The sequence below is a fragment of the Nonomuraea sp. CA-141351 genome, assembly GCF_050944675.1.
In the GTDB taxonomy this organism is placed as follows: Bacteria; Actinomycetota; Actinomycetes; order Streptosporangiales; family Streptosporangiaceae; genus Nonomuraea.
In genome coordinates, this window is the sequence record NZ_CP191982.1 from 5735200 (window position 1) to 5750945 (window position 15746).

Here is a 15746-nt window from a genome sequence, read left to right on the forward strand (position 1 = left end):
CCGGCGCGGCAAGCGGCCCACAGCTCAGAGGCGGCGGTGCAGGAGCATGCCGGGCCACTCCCCCACGGTGAAGGGCGCGGCGCGGGTGAAGCCGCAGCTTTCGTAGTAGGCGACCAGGCGGCCGTCGTCGCCGGCGTAGCAGTCGACCCGCACCAGCCCGACGCCCCGCCGGCCGGCTTCGGCGACGGCCCAGTCCAGCAGGGCGCGGCCTACGCCGTGGCCGGCGTAGCGGCGGTCGGTGACCAGGGCCTGGACGTACAGCTCGGGCTCGGTGGCCGGGGCGACGTAGTCGTGGGCGGCGCCGACCACGACGCAGCCGGCGGGCCGGCCGTCGAGTTCGGCGATGCGCATGTCGCCGAGCTCCAGCCAGCCGGTGACCTGGCGGGTGCGCTTGTCGTTGCCGGTGAAGGGACTGCTGCCCCACTGGCCGGTGCGTCCCTGGGAGACGAGCCAGGCGACGGCGCTGTCGAACATGCCCAAGACGAGGGGGACGTCGCTGTCGCGACCTTGACGGATGTGCACCAGATCAGGCCTTGTCCTTGCCATTGAGGGCGCTGCCCTTCTTCCACTGTGAGAACGGCATCTGCCAAAAGCCCCAGCCGTTGTTCCACTCCAGCTCGCGGCTGGTGCCGGTGATGTCGACGACGTCGCCCCGCTGGAAGTTGTCGTAGAACCATCTTGCCTGGTCGGGGCGGGCGTTGACGCAGCCATGGCTGACGTTGCGCACGCCTTGGGCCCAGACGTTGTCCTTGGCGTGGACGTACTCGCCGGAGTTGGAGATGCGGACCGCGTGATTGATCATGACGTCGTAGTAGCCGGGGTCGCCCTTCTTACGGCCGGGCGAGATCATGCGCACGGGGTTGCCGCGTTCCATGGTCAGGTGCACGCCGGAGGTGGTGGTGTACTCGCGCGTGGTGGCCATGCCCGCGCTGATGCGCATGGTCTGTACGCGCTTGCCGTCCTTGTAGACGTACATCATGTGCTTCTTGGTGTCGACCTTGCTGATCTGCTTGGCGCCGATCTTGAGGGTGGCGGAGTAGTCCTTGACCCCGTACAGGCCCTTGCCGCCCTTGATGCCCTTGATGTGGGCGTTGAACTTCACCTTCTGGTGGGCGGGCCAGTACTTGGCGGTGCGGTAGATGGCGATGGTGTCGTTGATCCAGCGCCAGGCGCCGTCGACCGGCTTTTCCGCCTCGACCTCCAGGGCGCGCTCGATGGTGGCCTTGCTGGTGACCGGCTGGTTGAAGGTGACGATGATGGGGGCGCCGACGCCCACGGTCTCGCCCTTGGCGGTGGGGGTCACGTCGGCGATCTGCAGTGCGCGTTCGGGCTTGACGGTGGTGAACGTACTGGTGGCGGTCGTGGCGCCGGCCGTGGCCGAGACGGTGTAGCCGGTGGAGGGCTTCAGCGCCGTCTTGGAGATCCACTTGGTCTTGTCGGTGTTGAAGGCGCCCTCGACCTCCTCGCCGTCGGCCTCGACGGTGACCGTCTCCAGCGCGCCGCCGGCGGAGGTGACGACGACCTTCTTCTCAGGGCTGACCTTGGAGCTGCCCTCCGCAGGGCTGATCTTGACGGTCGGCGCCTGGGGGGTGGCGGACGTGGTGGCCTCGGGCGCACCCGCTCCCCCTTGAGCGGCGGTGCCACCGCCGCCGCCCGATGAGCACGAAGCCGTCAGTGTGGCCGCCGTCAGCAGCGCGACTGCCGTGGCGGGCTTCCTCCAAGCGGGCGTAACGTTCAACACTGTCCTTTCCCCCATAGCACCAAACGCACCCCAAAAACCTTAATGCTCCTGCATGTAAGACGAGGAACCAATTGGGGAAGTTCGGTCACATTTCAATCACTTGTGACTGAAAGGGGTTCGGATCAGAGGCGGTGGGTGAGACCGGTGTGCCGCCGACCGGCACCCTTGGTGCGTACGGCCTGCGCCAGGGCCCGCCGCGAGCCCACGATGACGACGAGCTTCTTGGCCCGGGTGATCGCGGTGTAAAGGAGGTTGCGCTGCAACATCATCCAGGCACTGGTGGCCAGCGGGACCACCACGGCGGGGTACTCGCTGCCCTGGGAACGGTGGATGGAGACCGCATAGGCGTGGGCGAGCTCGTCCAGCTCGTCGAAGGCGTAGTCGACGGCCTCGTCCTCATCGGTGACGACGGTCAGCTTCTGCTCATCAGGCCGGATGTCGGTGACGATGCCGACCGTGCCGTTGAACACCCCGGCGGCGCCCTTGTCATAGTTGTTGCGCAGCTGGGTGACCTTGTCGCCCACGCGAAAGACGCGCCCCCCGTACCGGCGCTCCGGTATGCCCTCGCGGGCCGGGGTGAGGGCCTCCTGCAGGGCGATGTTCAGGGCGCCGGCGCCGGCGGCGCCGCGGTGCATGGGCGCCAGGACCTGTACGTCCCGGCGCGGGTCGAGGCGGAAACGGCGGGGGATGCGGCGGGCGACGACGTCGACGGTCAGGGCGGCGATCTCCTCCGGCTCCTCGCACGGGAACAGGAAGAAGTCGCTCATGCCCTCCAGGATCGGGTGGTGGCCGGTGTTGACGCGGTGGGCGTTGACGACGACGCCGGACTCCTGGGCCTGGCGGAAGATCTGCGTCAACCGCACCCGCGGGATGTCGTCGGCGGCCAGCAGATCCTTGAGCACCTCCCCCGCCCCGACCGAGGGCAGCTGGTCGACGTCGCCCACGAACAGCAGATGCGCGCCCGGGGCGACGGCCTTGACGAGCTTGTTGGCCAGCAGCAGGTCGAGCATGGAGGCCTCGTCGACGACGACGAGGTCGGCGTCCAGAGGGTTGTCACGGTCGAAGGTCGCCTCGCCACCGGGCCGCAGCTGCAGCAACCGGTGCACGGTGGTGGCCTCGTGGCCGGTCAGCTCGGCCAGGCGCTTGGCGGCGCGGCCGGTGGGGGCGGCCAGGATGACCTTGGCGCGTTTGGCGCGGGCCAGCAGCACGATCGAGCGCACGGTGAAGCTCTTGCCACAGCCCGGCCCGCCGGTCAGCACGGCGACCTTCTCCGTCAGCGCCAGGCGGACGGCCTGACGCTGCTCGGTGGCCAGCTCGGCGCCGGTCTGGCCGTGCAGCCAGCTCTCGGCCCGCTCCCAGTCGACGTCGGCGAAGGCCTTGAGCCGGTCATGGCCCGAGCGCAGCAGCGACAGCAGGCCGGAGGCGAGCGAGAGCTCGGCGCGGTGGAAGGGCGGCAGGTAGACGGCCGGTACGACGTTCTCGCCGGCCGGGATGGGCTCGCGCACGGCGCCTTCGCTCGCCACCAGCTCTTCCAGGCAGGCGGCGACCAGGTCGGCGGGCACATCGAGGATCTTGACGGCGTCGGCGACGAGGTTGGGGGCGGGCAGGTAGCAGTGGCCGTCGTCGGCGGCCTGCGACAGGGTGTAGCGCAGGCCCGCCTTGACACGCTCGGGGCTGTCGTGCGGGATGCCGACGGCCTGGGCGATGGTGTCGGCCGTCTTGAACCCGATCCCCCACACGTCATCGGCCAGCTGGTACGGCTGGGTCTTCACGACGGAGACCGACGATTCGCCGTACTGCTTGAAGATGCGCACCGCGATCGAGGTGGACACGCCGACACCCTGCAAGAAGATCATCACCTCTTTGATGATCTTCTGCTCCTCCCAGGCGGCCGCGATCATCTTCGTCCGCTTGGGCCCCAGGCCCGGCACCTCGACCAGCCGCTGCGGCTCCTGCTCGATGACCTCGAGCGTGTCGGTGCCGAAGTGGTCGACGATCCGCTCGGCCATCTTGGGGCCGATGCCCTTGATCAGCCCGGAGCCGAGATAGCGGCGGATGCCCTGCACGGTGGCCGGCAGCACCGTGCTGTAGGACCACACCTCGAACTGCCGGCCGTAACGCGGGTGCGAGCCCCACCGGCCGTGCAGCCGCAGCGACTCGCCGACCTGCGCGCCCAGCAGCGGGCCGACGACGGTGAGCAGCTCGGAGCCGGAGCGCTCGGTGGCCACGCGGGCGATGGTGTAGCCGGTTTCCTCGTTGGCGTAGGTGATGCGCTCGAGAACCGCATCGAAGGATGAAACGAGTGAACCATCCGCGCCCGGCTTCACGCAAACCCCTCTCCCGCCTGCTTTCGTCGCAAGAGTAGAGCAGCACGGGCGAGCCGCCGAGCGATGGGCGGATCGGCCAGCACGTGAGGCATCTCACGGGCAGCCGTTCGCACGCTCGTGCGAAAGTGGATCTATGACGACCCGCGCCGAAGCGCTTGCTGCCGCCGGGCGAGTCCTCGCGGAAGCGCGGGCCCGCCGAGACGCTCTCTCCCCCGAGGATGCCGCCCGCGCCGCCTATGTCCCCGGGGGCCGCTCCGTCGAGGAGCTGACGGCCATCATCCGCGAGCAGCGCCGCCGGGCTCGCGCGCGCCAGCAAGCTGGCCTGAACTGATCTCGCTAGCAATCGCGCACGCCAGATATGCCGCAAATCTATAACGTAAAGGCTCCAAAATCGGGCACCTTGTTGTCCGTAACTGATTGTTACCGGAAAGAACACCAGGTCAACGAGGGTGTGAAACGGTGAGTGGTCGATGATATGTCCTAGTTCGGGGCCTTTAGCGCGGTGATCGCCAATAGGTGGCCGGCGTTCCCCCGCAGCCGCAGCCGTGGCGCGGTATCGGCCGGCGCGTCCGCCGTTCCTCCCCTCTGCATGGGCTCGGAATCCCCAGAGGTGCATCGAGCCGCGTTTCTGAATCCCGCTGCGGCAGACCAGCGAGGTGCGACGCAGGAGACCGGGGAAGGGCACCATCCGCGAAGCGGCCATGGTGACGGGGCAACGCCTCTATGCCATGGTGACGGCATGTCCGAAAATCAGACCACCACGCCGGTCCCGCTTCCCCCGCCCCTGCGCTTCCTGACTGAAGACGAGAACAACGCCGTCTGGGATAGCGTCCGCGCCGCCGTCAGCGGCTTTTTCCCAAACCAAATCGTCCAAGAGGATTCCGTGAAGTGGGCTGAGATGCAGACGGCCGTCTTCGCTGCTCTGGGCAGTAGAGGCCTGTTCACGCCGCCGCCGCAGTTCGAGCTCCGCGACGAGAGCTGCCACGCGTGGAAAGTGGCGTGGGACACCACGCAGTGGCCGGACCGCGAGAATCTCGGGCAGTGGATCAGCTGCGACTACGGTCGCGGCCACTGCAGCGAAGGAGCGACTTTCCACTACGACCCGGGCTCCGCCGTGGCTGATTGGTCTGACGGCGAGCCCGGCACTGTGCCTGACACCAGGACAGCATGACGGCCTCACGACGCGCTGCGTAACTCAAGCCCGGACGGCGGTCCGTCGGCCGGGCCCTGAACGAGGTACTGGCAGCACTGCGCCCACTGAGGGCCGATACGGGGGCGCTGCCCCCTGTGCCTCGCCGGAGAGGCAGGTCGCGCCCACGCGGGGATGTTGATCACCGTGTCCGCCTCTCGCTGTAGCTGATGGGGCCGCCGAGCCGGGCCTGGTTCGCCCGCTCGTACGCGTCGCGGCGGGCGTGCTGCTCGGCCACCAGCGCCGCGTGTTCGGCAGCGCGCTGCTGGACTGGCCAGGGGGTGACGAGTTGCCCGTCCGGGGTGATCCACGCGGACAGTCGGTGCCGTATCCAGCTCGGCAGCCAGCGCGGGTTGTGGGTGTGGATCCAGGGAGAGCCGTCCGGCCGGTGATCGAGGGCGTGCCGGATGTCGCTGATGGTCGCGCCGAGGTCGAAGGCGGACCGCAGCACCGAGCGCAGATGGCGGGCCGAAAGCCTCCGGAACGGGGGTAGTTCGCGAATCAGCCGTTCACACGCTGCGAGCCTGTCCTTCCTGGTGACCGGCGTGACGGTCGCCCGCCACTCGCTGGCCGGTGTCGCAAGCGCGGTGTGTCGTCTCGCGCGCGCGTTACGGGGAGTCTCCTCACCTACAGCAAGGGGGGAGGGCTTGGGGATGCAAGATCCATCCACAGGGGCGCTGCCTGCGGAAACGTCGGACACCAGCTCCAGGTGCGGGCGGGTCGGCACGGTCTCGCACGGCCACGGAACCTCCTCGCTCGCGGAGGGGGCCGCAGTCGCGGGCAAGGTCTCGTCGTCCGCTTCGAGGATGTCGGCCGGGATGATCAGCAGGTACTGGGCGGCTTCGTTACCGCGCCCATCGTCGTCCAGCCCGCACCGGGTGCCCTTCCTCCAGCGAACCGTGGTGCCGGGCACCGCGCGGGCCAGCAACCCCGCCTTGATGAACCACGAGTACAGGTTCGCGATCGTCCGCTCCGACAGTCCGAGGTCGGCGGCCAGGTGCTTCCAGGTGGCACCCTTCTTCGGCGCGGTCAGCATCGCCCACGTCGAGCGGCTCATCACCTGCCAGGCGAACCGCAGAGCATTACGCATCCAGTCGGCGCGCCGGCCGGTGGCCTCAACGAGATACTGCACCGCCTCGGACCACAAGCCGTGCGCGGGCGCGAGGATGTGCCCGTCCGGGATCAGCGGACGAGGCTCGCCCGCCGGACGATCGGGGGCGGGGGGCGATGGGGACGCGGCTGTCCTGCACGCGACCGATTCCGGGCATGCTGGGGCAGCCGCTTGGGCGCGTGCTATGGTCGGCTCCAAGCGTCACGGGTTTTGGCGCGCAGAAGCCCCCGGCAACGGCCCCGGGCCGCTGCACGAAACACCTCAACGCGATGTTGTGAGGAAGCCGGACCGGCGACTCAGCCGCTCAGCTCGTCTGGTTGGCCGCCTGGAGCTGAACGATCTGGTCGCGGGTATCGCGACTTCGAGAGGGCCCCGTACGCGGGGCCTTTTCTCATGTCCGGGGCCTCTCCCCTCCGCCGTGCGCCTGCCATGCGGCAAGGCGACGGCCGCGATCTCGTCGACGCCGAGCGGGGCACACTGCTGGGGTTTCGCGCCGATTCACGTTCACGGCGATGACGCCACGGTGAGGGGCGGAAACACGCGGACGGGCGCCGCATTCACGTTCTGCGCTGCCGATCGTCACACGTCCTTCCCCGATCACTTGACCCCCTCCGGACTGGCCAAAGGGTCCGTTACGGATGGACCCTAGCGCGCTGGTCAACTAATGACCACTCCAGACAGGCACACTTATTGACGGCATGCACACAACCGCACAGGACGCTCCTTCGCGTCCGGTGTTACCCGATACCCACCAGGCCCGCGAAACCCGCTCCAGCGCCCGCACACGCCCGCACAGACCCCCGCCCGACGATCACCGGCCAGCAGCACCTAAGGCCTGTTTCGAAGCCTGTTTGATGAGCAGTGGACGCGGTCGGAGCCGACGTTGCCAAGCTCGAGAACTACAAGCCCGGCCTCGTGTTCGGGGCAGCTCTCAGGCTCCCGTGATCTTGTGGCAAGCTCACGGAATGCTGCGACTCACCGATTTCATCATCGACTGCCCGGACACCATGAAGCTGGCGGCTTTCTACTCCGAAGTGACGGGCCGCCCGATCAAGGAAGGCAGCCACGATAACTGGGCCGGTATCCAATTCGGCGAGATCGAGCTGGCCTTCATCCGGGTGGACGACTACCGCGCCCCGCAGTGGCCCGACAGCGAGCACCCCAAGCAGTTCCACCTCGACTTCGAAGTGGACGACATCGAGTCCGAGCAGCGCCGCCTCCTCGACCTCGGCGCGACGCTGCAGCAGGACTTCATCGGCCCCGAAGGCTACGGCTGGCGGGTCTACACCGACCCGATCGGCCACCCCTTCTGCCTGTGCCGCAACAAGGGTGTCATCTGGACCGACCAGGGTCCGATCTGGCCCAAGCACGACTAGATGCCCGCGTGCTTGCGCAGCTCGGCCGCTTCGCGCGTCCCGGCCAGCACATGACCGGTCGCTACCAGCAGCGCCGCGCGCAGCTCTAGCTGACCGCGCACGCGCCCGCTGGTAGAGGTCGATCAGGTACTGGAGGTCACACCCAGCGCGACACCCGGTTTCGAGGAGGGCGACGACGCCGACGGGCGCAGCCGCTACGACGAGGACCCGTGCTTCCGCATCAAGGAGCTCAACCCGGACGACTTCGAATGAGAATTCACGCAGGTCACAGTGCGTGAGGGCCGCCCTGAGGGGTAGGCGCAGATGGTTATCACCGGTACGACAAGGGAGGCGCCATGAGCGGCGTTCTTTCCTCCGCCACCAAGACCCCAGTCCAGCTGGCGTCACTCATCGCTGGCGCCGTGTCCCTGCTGATCGGCATTCTCGGCTTCATCCCCGGCATCACCACCAATTACGGCCAGATGCAGTTCGCCAGCCACGAGTCGGGCGCGATGCTGCTGGGCCTGTTCCAGGTGTCGGTCCTGCACAACATCGTCCACCTGCTGTTCGGGGTCGCCGGCGTCCTGCTGGCCGGGACGTGGGCGGGGGCACGCGGGTTCCTGCTCATCGGCGGCATCATCTACCTGGTGCTCTGGCTCTACGGGCTGTTCGTCCCGCACGGCGGCGGGGCCAACTTCGTCCCGTTCAACACGGCCGACAACTGGCTGCACCTGGTGCTGGGGGTCGCGATGATCGCGCTCGGGGCGATAGCGACGCGTGCGCGGCTCCAGCACCGCCTGCACACTCGCTAGCCGAGTGCGGCGCGTGTGCCCGCGCGCTCCAGGTCCCCTTTGGTTCGTGCCGGTCGAGCGGGGAGCCGGAGATGCGCGCCTGCGCGATGCACAGCGTCTCGATCATCATTTTCGCCGAGTGGCGCGGGCACGTCTCCACCAGCGCGTCGACGCCGCCCAGCACCGCAGCCCAGTCGCCAGCGAACCGCACGGCCCGGTCGTCAACGTACGTCCTGGCCGGCAGCTTGCACTGTGTGACGAGCAGCTCGCCGCGCTCCTCCCAGAACGTGCGCGGCTCTCCCAGGTCGTCGGCGACGGTGGTGAATCCGCGCCGGCGGCGACCGCCAGCAATTGCGACCAGCCCCACCACACCCCGACCGCCGCGACCCTCATCACACGCCCACCCGCTCGAGCAACTGGCACACCTCTCCGCGCCTCCACAACCGTTCGGCCTTGACCAGCGCGGCCAGCGCGGTCTCGATCTGGCCGAGCGTGCAGTCGGCGACCCGGCCGCCGATCCGCGCCACGAGCTGGTCGACCGGCAGCGGCCCGTCCTTCAGCACGTGCTCGATCGCGGCCTCGACGTCGCCCTGCGTCGGCCCCGCCACCACCGCAGCAGCGGTGCCATCGCCAAGCAGGTCCGGCTCTATGCCGCGCGCCACCATGTCGCCGTACTGCTCCAGCCACCCGAGCGACAAGTGATCCAGCCGCCCCGCTGGCGGCTGCAGCGTCAGCCCGTACACGTCCTTGCAGATCAGGCCCCGCGCCTTCGCTCGCGGGCGCGCATCAGGACCGTTCAGGTAGCACAGGCCCGGCGTGGCCAGGCCCGTGGAGACGAAGTGCGATTCCAGCTTGGAGGGGTCGGCTTCGAGGCCGACCATGTGGTGGTCGTCGCTGCTCTTGGTGCGGAACCCGGCCACGTTACCGGCCAGGTTGGAGCGCAGCCCTTGATCCACCAGGTAGTCGAGGCCGATGTTCTGGGCGATGCCCTCGACGCCGATCCCGGCCTTACGCATCGTCATCACGGCCGTGCCGAGCATCTTCACGGCATCCTTGCCGACCTCGGCGTTCTTCAGCAGCAGCGGCAGCTCGTCGAACAGCGCCCACACCCCCGGCATGGTGAACGGGCGGCCAGTGGCTGGGTCGATCAGCTGATCGCCCGGCAGCAGGAACGCCTTACCCGACCGTTCGCGGCCCAGCTCGTCGATCCACGGCACGGTGGCCAGGAACTGGCTGCGCCGCTGCGACAGGTACAGCAGGCTGCGCAGTCCCCGGTACACGCCCTCGACACCGACCGCGCTGATCTGCGCGGCTTGCAGGCATTCCGGCATTGACTGGCCATCCTGGGCGTCGAGCACCGCGGCGACGAGCTGCGCGCATTGCTGCGCGAGGATGAACTTGGTCTCGGCGTAGCGGGTCTTGCCGGACTCGGTCCGGCCGAAGATGAGCCCCATCTGCATGCCGCCTGAAGGGGTCCAGAACTGGGCGTGCGCGGGGTGGCCGTCGAAGAACGTGGCGACCCGGGCCAGGCCCGCCTGCGGGTCGATCGCCGCGCCTTCCTCCTCGAGGAAGTGGGTCGCGGCGAGCAGGTCATCGGACGAGATGATCGTCAGCATGGCGCGCGAGTTGTCCGGCGGCCGGGTCTCCTCCACCGTCACCTGAGACGAGCCGGTCCCCCACGCCGAGGAGATCGTGTCGACACCGGCCACCATCCTGCCGAACTGCGACTTGCCGCGCGCGCCGATGATCAGCGCCCGGAACCCGCCCGCCACCCGCTCCGGCACGCCGAGCTCGGTGTGCGCGTACACGGAGTTGTTCGGCACCACCTCATCCCGCCACAACACCTGTTCACGCGTCAGCGGCTCCTCTCCCTCCGCCTGCTCCTCCTCGGGGTCGTCCGGGTCGGCGGCCTGCGGCTGGTACCGCGCCTGGTGGGCCCGCCAGAACGGCACCGACCGCACCAGCGCGGCCGTCCACAACACGAACACCCCGACGTCCGACAGCCCAGCCGTGGCGGCCAGCAGCAGCCACACCAGCACGCCGACGGCGCTGCCCCACCACACCCGGCCGCCTGTGCGGGCCACCACGACCACCGCGGCGAGGACGGCCGCCGTCGACCACAGCAGCGCCCACACCGGCCACACGCCGGTCACGGTGTAGAGCCAGCCGAGCAGGTGCGCGCCGCCGCACATCCCGATCGGGGCGAGGTTGGCCAGCATCGGCCTGTGCGTGCGCAGCCACCGCTTGGGAGCCATCTCATACACCGGCGGCTCGGGCGGCTCCACCGGCTGGGTGGGCGCCGGGGCGGGCAATGGGGCGGGCAGGGACAGGTTGCCGCCGAGTTCGGCGGTCGTCTTCGACATGTCGCGTCTCCAAGCGAGGGGGCTGGCGTCCAGGACGAGCCGCCCACCCCGGGGAAGGTGGTGGGCGGCCATCCAGCACGTCAGCCACGCAGGACCGCGATCTCCACCGCAATCTCGTTCGCGCGGTGGCGGGCCGTTGCGAGGGTGTCCTTCAGCACGCGGATGTCGTTGAGGATGTTGCCGTGCTCGGCGAGCTTGGCGGCCATCCCGGCGTTGATCCCGTCGAGCGCCGAAATGTCGTGCGTCAGGTTCTCGGCGGCGGTGAGGAAGATCTGGCGGAGGGCGGCGAGGTTCGCGGCCTCGCTGGCGATGGTGTCGGACATGGGAGAGGTTCCTTCCGTTGAGGGGGTTGAGGGGATGGTGGCGAGTTGGGCTGAGGCGGGCCCGGCAGGCGGGTCCGGCCCCGGCCCGTGGGCAGCTGCGGCCGGTGTGGGCAGCACCTCGACCGCCTCGACCGCCTCGACGATTTCGGCGTCGTCCTTGACGGTCTCGGCCACTTCGTCGGCGGCGACGACGTCTGCGCGGGCGTCGGCGTAGCCGTCTCGGACGGCCTGCACGGTCGTCGTGACGATCCGGCCGACCGCGAGCATCGTTTGCCCGCCGCCGTACAGGGCGCCGCCGACCGTCATCGAGAATCCCGCCAGCAGGGCCAGCAGCCCGGACAGGATCTTGGAGGCGACGTCGTCCTGCCCGCGCAAGTGAGTCTGCGCCCGCTCGTACTGCGTGCGTACCTGCGCGTACCCGGCTGTGAACTCGATCCGGGTCTGCTCCCACCCGGCTCGCCACCCGGCGGCCGCGGCCTGCCGTATATCGGGCCGTTTCTTGAATACGACCGAGACCACCCCGGCGGCGATCGCCAGGGACAGGACCAGCATCATCTCGATCATGACCGGTCCGCCTGCGCCGCGAACTGGGCGAATGCCGCGCCCGCCTGGTCGGCCAGCCACGGCACCGCGTCCGGGCCGGTGAACAGGACCACGGCCAGCATCGACGGCACCACGAACAGCAGCCACTGGCCGGTCCGGTCGAGCTTGCCGTCCTTGACGTCCCAGAAGATCGCGAAACCGGACCCGAGTAGCCCGGCCAGCGCGAACACGCCGATCCCGGTCCGCCACGGGGCCGACGTGACGAGCGTGATCAACAGCCACGCGAGGCCGGTCAGCCCGACCCCGGCCAGGAACAGGGTCGCGCCGACGAAGCGGGGAGCCTTGCCGCGCGCCTGCGTGGCCAGCGCGGGCGCGAGGAAGACGAGTGTGACGGCCAGGCCGAGCCCGGCCGCGACCAACTTGGCGATCATGAGGGGCACCTTTCAGGTGAGTGGTCAGGTGAGTAGGAGGCGGGCGAGGGTCGCGAGCGCGTCGATCAGCCACGCGAGCACGTCGGAGAACATCGGGTTGATCAGCGCCATCAGTCGCACCACGATCAGGGCCACCAGCGCACGCGGCCAATAGCGGACGAACCACAGCGCGAGCTGGCCGAGCGCGTGCACAGGCAGCACCACGGCGAACCCCCACACGCGGGTCACGACCCGGCCGGGCTTCGTGTCGTGGCCACCGCCCGTCCACGTCTGCCACCACAGTTCAGCGACGGACGGCAGCTGCTCGGCCAGCACCGACTCGCCCACCACGGCGGCGATGAACCGCTCGCGCGCCTGCGCCAGCGTGGTAATCGCCCGCTCCAGCCGGCCGGGGCCGCGCTCGTCGACCGGCGCGAGCTCGCCCGCCTGGTCGTCGTGCTCGAGCTCGTCGAGGGGGGCCGGGCTGGTGCCGGGCAGCTGCACGACGGTGCCGATCTCCTCGGCGGCCTCGCGCGGGGTGCGGATACGCCGCACGGCGACCATCACCTACCTCCGGAGTCGGACATACCGGCCGCGTCGTCAGCGGCTTTGAACATCTCGTCGGCGTAGTGCACGTACAGGGCGCTGTCGCCGCGGGCCTTGAGGACCTGCTTGAGGTAGTCGACGGCCGCCGCGAATTCCTCCGCCGGGGTCATGGCGGCGGCGCGCCTGGCCAGCGCCCGGTCACGGCGGGCCTGGGGCACGGACTTCGGCATCGGACTCCTCCGGCTGCTACGGATGGTGACTGTCGGGCGGGGCGGGTAGCCTCGCGCGGGCGCGCGCGCCCGCGCGCGGGTATTGGCCCCCGGTTTCAGGCCTCCAGGCGACGACCGGCGCAGTGCCGAGCCGAGAAGGCGGCTACGTACGGTCACGTTCACGGCTTCTCCTCGCGGCCCAGCACGCGGATCTGCATGGGGTCGGCGTTGAACTCATCCAGCAGCGCCTTGCCGCGCTTCCACTCGCACGCGAGCGTCTGGCGGATCTTCTCGGCCGACAGGTCGTCCTCGTCGAGTCGGCCATCGGCGAGGGCCTTGGCGAAGTCGATGCGCAGCTCCTGGAACGGCCGCTTGCCGCCTCGATGCGTCGAGGGGGGCGGGGTTCGATGCGTCGAGCGGCGGGGCCTCGATGAATCCCCGTCCGTCGAGGTCGATGCATCGAGGGCTCGACGGTTCGATGCATCGAGCCGCGTCGAGGTCGACGCGTCGAGGTCCGTCGAGGTCGACGCGCCGGGCACACGCTGGCCGTTCGCCCGGTCGACGTGCACTCCCATCGAGCCGTTCGCGTGCACGAGCGCACGGTCGCCCAGGCCGCCACCGTGCACGCCGCGCAGCGGGTGGAGCGGCACCAGGGAAGAGGCGCCGCTCCCCCGTCCCGTCTCGCTATCCGTTGTGCTAGCGAGATGGCCGTGGGCGATGAGGGGGAATCTCTCGGCGAGGTAGTCGCCGACCTTCGCCATCTCCGTCTGGCCGACCAGGTCGTACAGCTCGGCCGTGCGGATGCTCTCCGGCGCCAGCCGCTTAGGCCGCAGGATCTGGCCGTCCGCGCCGATCACCAGTTCGCCCGCGCCGGCCAGTTCCCGGTCCGCCTTGTGGCGGGCGGCGAGGATGGCCTTGCCGAGTGTGCGCTCCTCCCGGGTCGAGGTGGGGCCCATCCCGTACCGGTCACACCAGGCCAGGTGCCACGCCTGCTCCACGCTGCAGGCCGGGCCGAGCGCGGTCCGGATCGAGTGCGCCGCCCACTGCAGACGGCCGAAGCGGATCCACCGCCACGTGGCGGTGCGGATCTCGGCGAACGACCGGCCGCCCGCGACCTGCGCGTTCTGCCCGGCGGTCAGCTCGAACAGCAGGATGCCGAGCACGCTGCACAACGCGAGCGTCACGCCCTTCGCCGTCGTCGTCTCCGCTCCGTGCCAGAAGTTCATCCCGGCGGCGGCCGCGGTGAGGATCCACGTCCAGATGCGGTACCGCAGGCTGGGCAGGCGGGCCTTGATCGCCCGGTGGGTGAGGTAGGCGAGGTACCAGGCCGCGCCCTCCAGCGCGGTCGGCAGGATCCACGACCAGCCGCCCAGTCCGAGCATCTCGGCGGCGAACTGCATCTGCCCGCGCCAGGCGATGACGATCGGCGAGCCCATCGCGACGCCGCCGATCAGGAACGGCACCGCGTCGGCGACCCGGGCCGCCACTGCGGCGACGGCACCGCGCATCTTGGCCCATCGTTCAGCCGCCCATCGTGCCTGCGTCTTGCGCTTCTCGGTCTTGAGCGTGAGCTTGGCCCGCGCTCGGTTGAGCTTGCGCTGGTCGGCCAGTCGCGCCCGCTCATCGGCCAGCGCCACCTCGCGCTCGCGCTGCTCGAGCTTGCCGGCGGCGCGGATCTGCTCGGCCTCGGCGGCGGACATGTCGCGCAGGCCCTCGGCGTAGGTACGGGCGGCGCGGCCGTACAGCGGAGGCTGCTGGCTCATCGGTCGCTCGCCGTCTGGGGGCCATTGAGCAGGCGCTGCACGGCTGAGGAGGGGATGCGGCGGTGCCCGCCCGGGGTGAGGATGCTGGAGATGCGGCCCTTCTGCGCCCAGCGGGTCACCGTCTTGGGATCCACGCGCATCAGTGCCGCGACCTCCCAGGGCAGGAAGAGCCTTTCGGACGAGGCATCCACGGCGTCATCGGCAGTGTCGTCAGCTGTGGGGGGCATGAGGGGTCCTTCCAGGTCAGTCAAGGGGGAGGCGGCATGGCACGGCGGAACCGGACATCTTGCCTCCATCAGGCTGCGTCGTGCCCTAGCAGCGGCACCGACTCAATATGTACCATAACTGGACCAGAAGCAACCATAGGAGTACCGAGGCGAGAGAGGCGGAAAACGATCGGCTAACGCGGCGTGCACAGCCACGTCTAAAGTGGGGCCGACGTGCCGAAAGACCCGCGAGACCGCCCAGGAGCCGAATGGACCACGCGCATGCCTAGGCCACCCGCCAAGGCGCAAAGCATCGCCCTCCGGCTGACCGAGGACATCAAGTCAGGCGAATACCGGCCCGGGACGTGGCTCCCCTCCGAACGGGAGCTGGCCCAACGCCACTCCGCCGGCCGAGCCACCGTACGGCACGCCCTCCGCCTGATGGCCGAGCAGCACGTCATCATCCTTGTCCCAGATCGCGGCGCCAAGGTCCTCGACCCCGCCCGGCCACTCGACGCCGACCAGCTGCTGCGCGACGGCCACGACATCACCCTGACCTTCAGCACCGGTCAGGGCGGCCGCATCAACGCGACCGCCCGTGACACAGACGGTCACACCGTCGCGACCGGAACAGGCCTGACGTTCCTACAGGCCATGACCAGTCTCACCCCCCACCCTGGGACAACCCCGGGCCGACCCGTCGCGGAGGACTCGCCGAAGGTGTCATGATGGAGACACCACCTCCGTTTCGGCGATCATGGTGGGCTACGTTTCGGGTAGCGATGGGTCGGCCTCCGGGCGCTAGGGGTAGCGCTGCTATCCGGAGGCCGTTCCCCTTTCCGGGGTGCCCCTGGTATTCATGAAGCCGG

16 protein-coding genes are annotated in these 15746 nt (G+C 69.5%); 5 read left to right on the forward strand and 11 right to left on the reverse strand.

The genetic code is table 11. The features are described 5' to 3' along the window. Positions 1-24: 24 nt before the first annotated feature. From ACQPWU_RS27065 to recD2, 3 genes are all read right to left on the reverse strand, one after another. Positions 25-474, reverse strand: coding sequence for a GNAT family N-acetyltransferase (locus ACQPWU_RS27065; RefSeq protein WP_433444514.1), 450 nt, complete (start codon positions 472-474; stop codon positions 25-27). 52 nt (positions 475-526) lie between these two features. Then, positions 527-1741, reverse strand: coding sequence for an Ig-like domain-containing protein (locus ACQPWU_RS27070; RefSeq protein ID WP_433444515.1), 1215 nt, complete (start codon positions 1739-1741; stop codon positions 527-529). A gap of 122 nt (positions 1742-1863) precedes the next feature. After that, positions 1864-4068, reverse strand: coding sequence for an SF1B family DNA helicase RecD2 (recD2, locus tag ACQPWU_RS27075; protein WP_433444516.1), 2205 nt, complete (start codon positions 4066-4068; stop codon positions 1864-1866). 133 nt (positions 4069-4201) lie between these two features. On the opposite strand from recD2, the gene ACQPWU_RS27080 reads away from it, so the two are divergent. Both ACQPWU_RS27080 and ACQPWU_RS27085 read left to right on the forward strand, forming a co-directional pair. Beyond that, complete coding sequence (locus tag ACQPWU_RS27080) at positions 4202-4399, forward strand: hypothetical protein (RefSeq protein WP_433444517.1); 198 nt, start codon at positions 4202-4204, stop codon at positions 4397-4399. 408 nt (positions 4400-4807) lie between these two features. Beyond that, the gene (locus ACQPWU_RS27085; protein ID WP_433444518.1) at positions 4808-5239 is read left to right on the forward strand and encodes a hypothetical protein; all 432 of its coding nucleotides are present in this window, start codon (positions 4808-4810) and stop codon (positions 5237-5239) included. A gap of 160 nt (positions 5240-5399) precedes the next feature. Here ACQPWU_RS27085 and ACQPWU_RS27090 read toward each other — a convergent pair whose 3' ends face one another. Then, entirely contained in the window at positions 5400-6389 is a 990-nt protein-coding gene (locus tag ACQPWU_RS27090) for a hypothetical protein (protein WP_433444519.1), read from the reverse strand. Between the two features lie 944 nt (positions 6390-7333). Between ACQPWU_RS27090 and ACQPWU_RS27095 the strand changes: the two genes are divergently transcribed. Together ACQPWU_RS27095 and ACQPWU_RS27100 are read left to right on the forward strand one after the other, a co-directional pair. After that, positions 7334-7744: a VOC family protein gene (locus ACQPWU_RS27095; RefSeq protein WP_433444520.1), complete on the forward strand. Its 411-nt coding sequence runs from the start codon at positions 7334-7336 to the stop codon at positions 7742-7744. A 335-nt stretch (positions 7745-8079) separates the two neighbouring features. Continuing rightward, positions 8080-8535, forward strand: coding sequence for a DUF4383 domain-containing protein (locus ACQPWU_RS27100; RefSeq protein ID WP_433444521.1), 456 nt, complete (start codon positions 8080-8082; stop codon positions 8533-8535). Between the two features lie 371 nt (positions 8536-8906). On the opposite strand, the gene ACQPWU_RS27105 is transcribed toward ACQPWU_RS27100, so the two are convergent. From ACQPWU_RS27105 to ACQPWU_RS27135, 7 genes are all read right to left on the reverse strand, one after another. Then, a complete protein-coding gene (locus ACQPWU_RS27105) occupies positions 8907-10877 on the reverse strand; it encodes a hypothetical protein (protein ID WP_433444522.1) in 1971 nt (656 codons plus the stop codon). 80 nt (positions 10878-10957) lie between these two features. Then, positions 10958-11764, reverse strand: a complete 807-nt coding sequence (locus tag ACQPWU_RS27110) for a hypothetical protein (RefSeq protein ID WP_433444523.1) — start codon at positions 11762-11764, stop codon at positions 10958-10960. After that, on the reverse strand, positions 11761-12174 hold the full coding sequence (locus ACQPWU_RS27115) for a hypothetical protein (protein WP_433444524.1): 414 nt from the start codon (positions 12172-12174) through the stop codon (positions 11761-11763). The genes ACQPWU_RS27110 and ACQPWU_RS27115 overlap by 4 nt, the downstream gene beginning before the upstream one ends. A 24-nt stretch (positions 12175-12198) precedes the next feature. Further along, the gene (locus ACQPWU_RS27120) at positions 12199-12708 is read right to left on the reverse strand and encodes a hypothetical protein (RefSeq protein ID WP_433444525.1); all 510 of its coding nucleotides are present in this window, start codon (positions 12706-12708) and stop codon (positions 12199-12201) included. Between the two features lie 8 nt (positions 12709-12716). Beyond that, positions 12717-12929, reverse strand: coding sequence for a hypothetical protein (locus tag ACQPWU_RS27125; protein ID WP_433444526.1), 213 nt, complete (start codon positions 12927-12929; stop codon positions 12717-12719). A 158-nt stretch (positions 12930-13087) separates the two neighbouring features. Next, positions 13088-14671, reverse strand: coding sequence for a DUF2637 domain-containing protein (locus ACQPWU_RS27130; protein ID WP_433444527.1), 1584 nt, complete (start codon positions 14669-14671; stop codon positions 13088-13090). Continuing rightward, complete coding sequence (locus ACQPWU_RS27135) at positions 14668-14898, reverse strand: helix-turn-helix domain-containing protein (protein ID WP_433444528.1); 231 nt, start codon at positions 14896-14898, stop codon at positions 14668-14670. Before ACQPWU_RS27135 ends, ACQPWU_RS27130 begins: the two co-directional genes overlap by 4 nt. Before the next feature lie 261 nt (positions 14899-15159). Between ACQPWU_RS27135 and ACQPWU_RS27140 the strand changes: the two genes are divergently transcribed. After that, positions 15160-15606 (forward strand): winged helix-turn-helix domain-containing protein, encoded by a 447-nt coding sequence (locus ACQPWU_RS27140; protein WP_433444529.1) that lies wholly within the window; start codon positions 15160-15162, stop codon positions 15604-15606. Positions 15607-15746 lie beyond the last annotated feature (140 nt).

What these genes read in the sequence shown, in the direction of transcription:
- ACQPWU_RS27100 (WP_433444521.1), top strand. Translation starts at nt 8,080, where the DNA reads ATGAGCGGCGTTCTTTCCTCCGCCACCAAGACCCCAGTCCAGCTGGCG.
- ACQPWU_RS27110 (WP_433444523.1), bottom strand. Translation starts at nt 11,764, where the DNA reads ATGATCGAGATGATGCTGGTCCTGTCCCTGGCGATCGCCGCCGGGGTG.
- ACQPWU_RS27140 (WP_433444529.1), top strand. Translation starts at nt 15,160, where the DNA reads ATGCCTAGGCCACCCGCCAAGGCGCAAAGCATCGCCCTCCGGCTGACC.
- ACQPWU_RS27085 (WP_433444518.1), top strand. Translation starts at nt 4,808, where the DNA reads ATGTCCGAAAATCAGACCACCACGCCGGTCCCGCTTCCCCCGCCCCTG.
- ACQPWU_RS27080 (WP_433444517.1), top strand. Translation starts at nt 4,202, where the DNA reads ATGACGACCCGCGCCGAAGCGCTTGCTGCCGCCGGGCGAGTCCTCGCG.
- ACQPWU_RS27125 (WP_433444526.1), bottom strand. Translation starts at nt 12,929, where the DNA reads ATGCCGAAGTCCGTGCCCCAGGCCCGCCGTGACCGGGCGCTGGCCAGG.
- ACQPWU_RS27065 (WP_433444514.1), bottom strand. Translation starts at nt 474, where the DNA reads ATGTTCGACAGCGCCGTCGCCTGGCTCGTCTCCCAGGGACGCACCGGC.
- ACQPWU_RS27130 (WP_433444527.1), bottom strand. Translation starts at nt 14,671, where the DNA reads ATGAGCCAGCAGCCTCCGCTGTACGGCCGCGCCGCCCGTACCTACGCC.
- ACQPWU_RS27135 (WP_433444528.1), bottom strand. Translation starts at nt 14,898, where the DNA reads ATGCCCCCCACAGCTGACGACACTGCCGATGACGCCGTGGATGCCTCG.
- ACQPWU_RS27095 (WP_433444520.1), top strand. Translation starts at nt 7,334, where the DNA reads ATGCTGCGACTCACCGATTTCATCATCGACTGCCCGGACACCATGAAG.
- ACQPWU_RS27115 (WP_433444524.1), bottom strand. Translation starts at nt 12,174, where the DNA reads ATGATCGCCAAGTTGGTCGCGGCCGGGCTCGGCCTGGCCGTCACACTC.
- ACQPWU_RS27105 (WP_433444522.1), bottom strand. Translation starts at nt 10,877, where the DNA reads ATGTCGAAGACGACCGCCGAACTCGGCGGCAACCTGTCCCTGCCCGCC.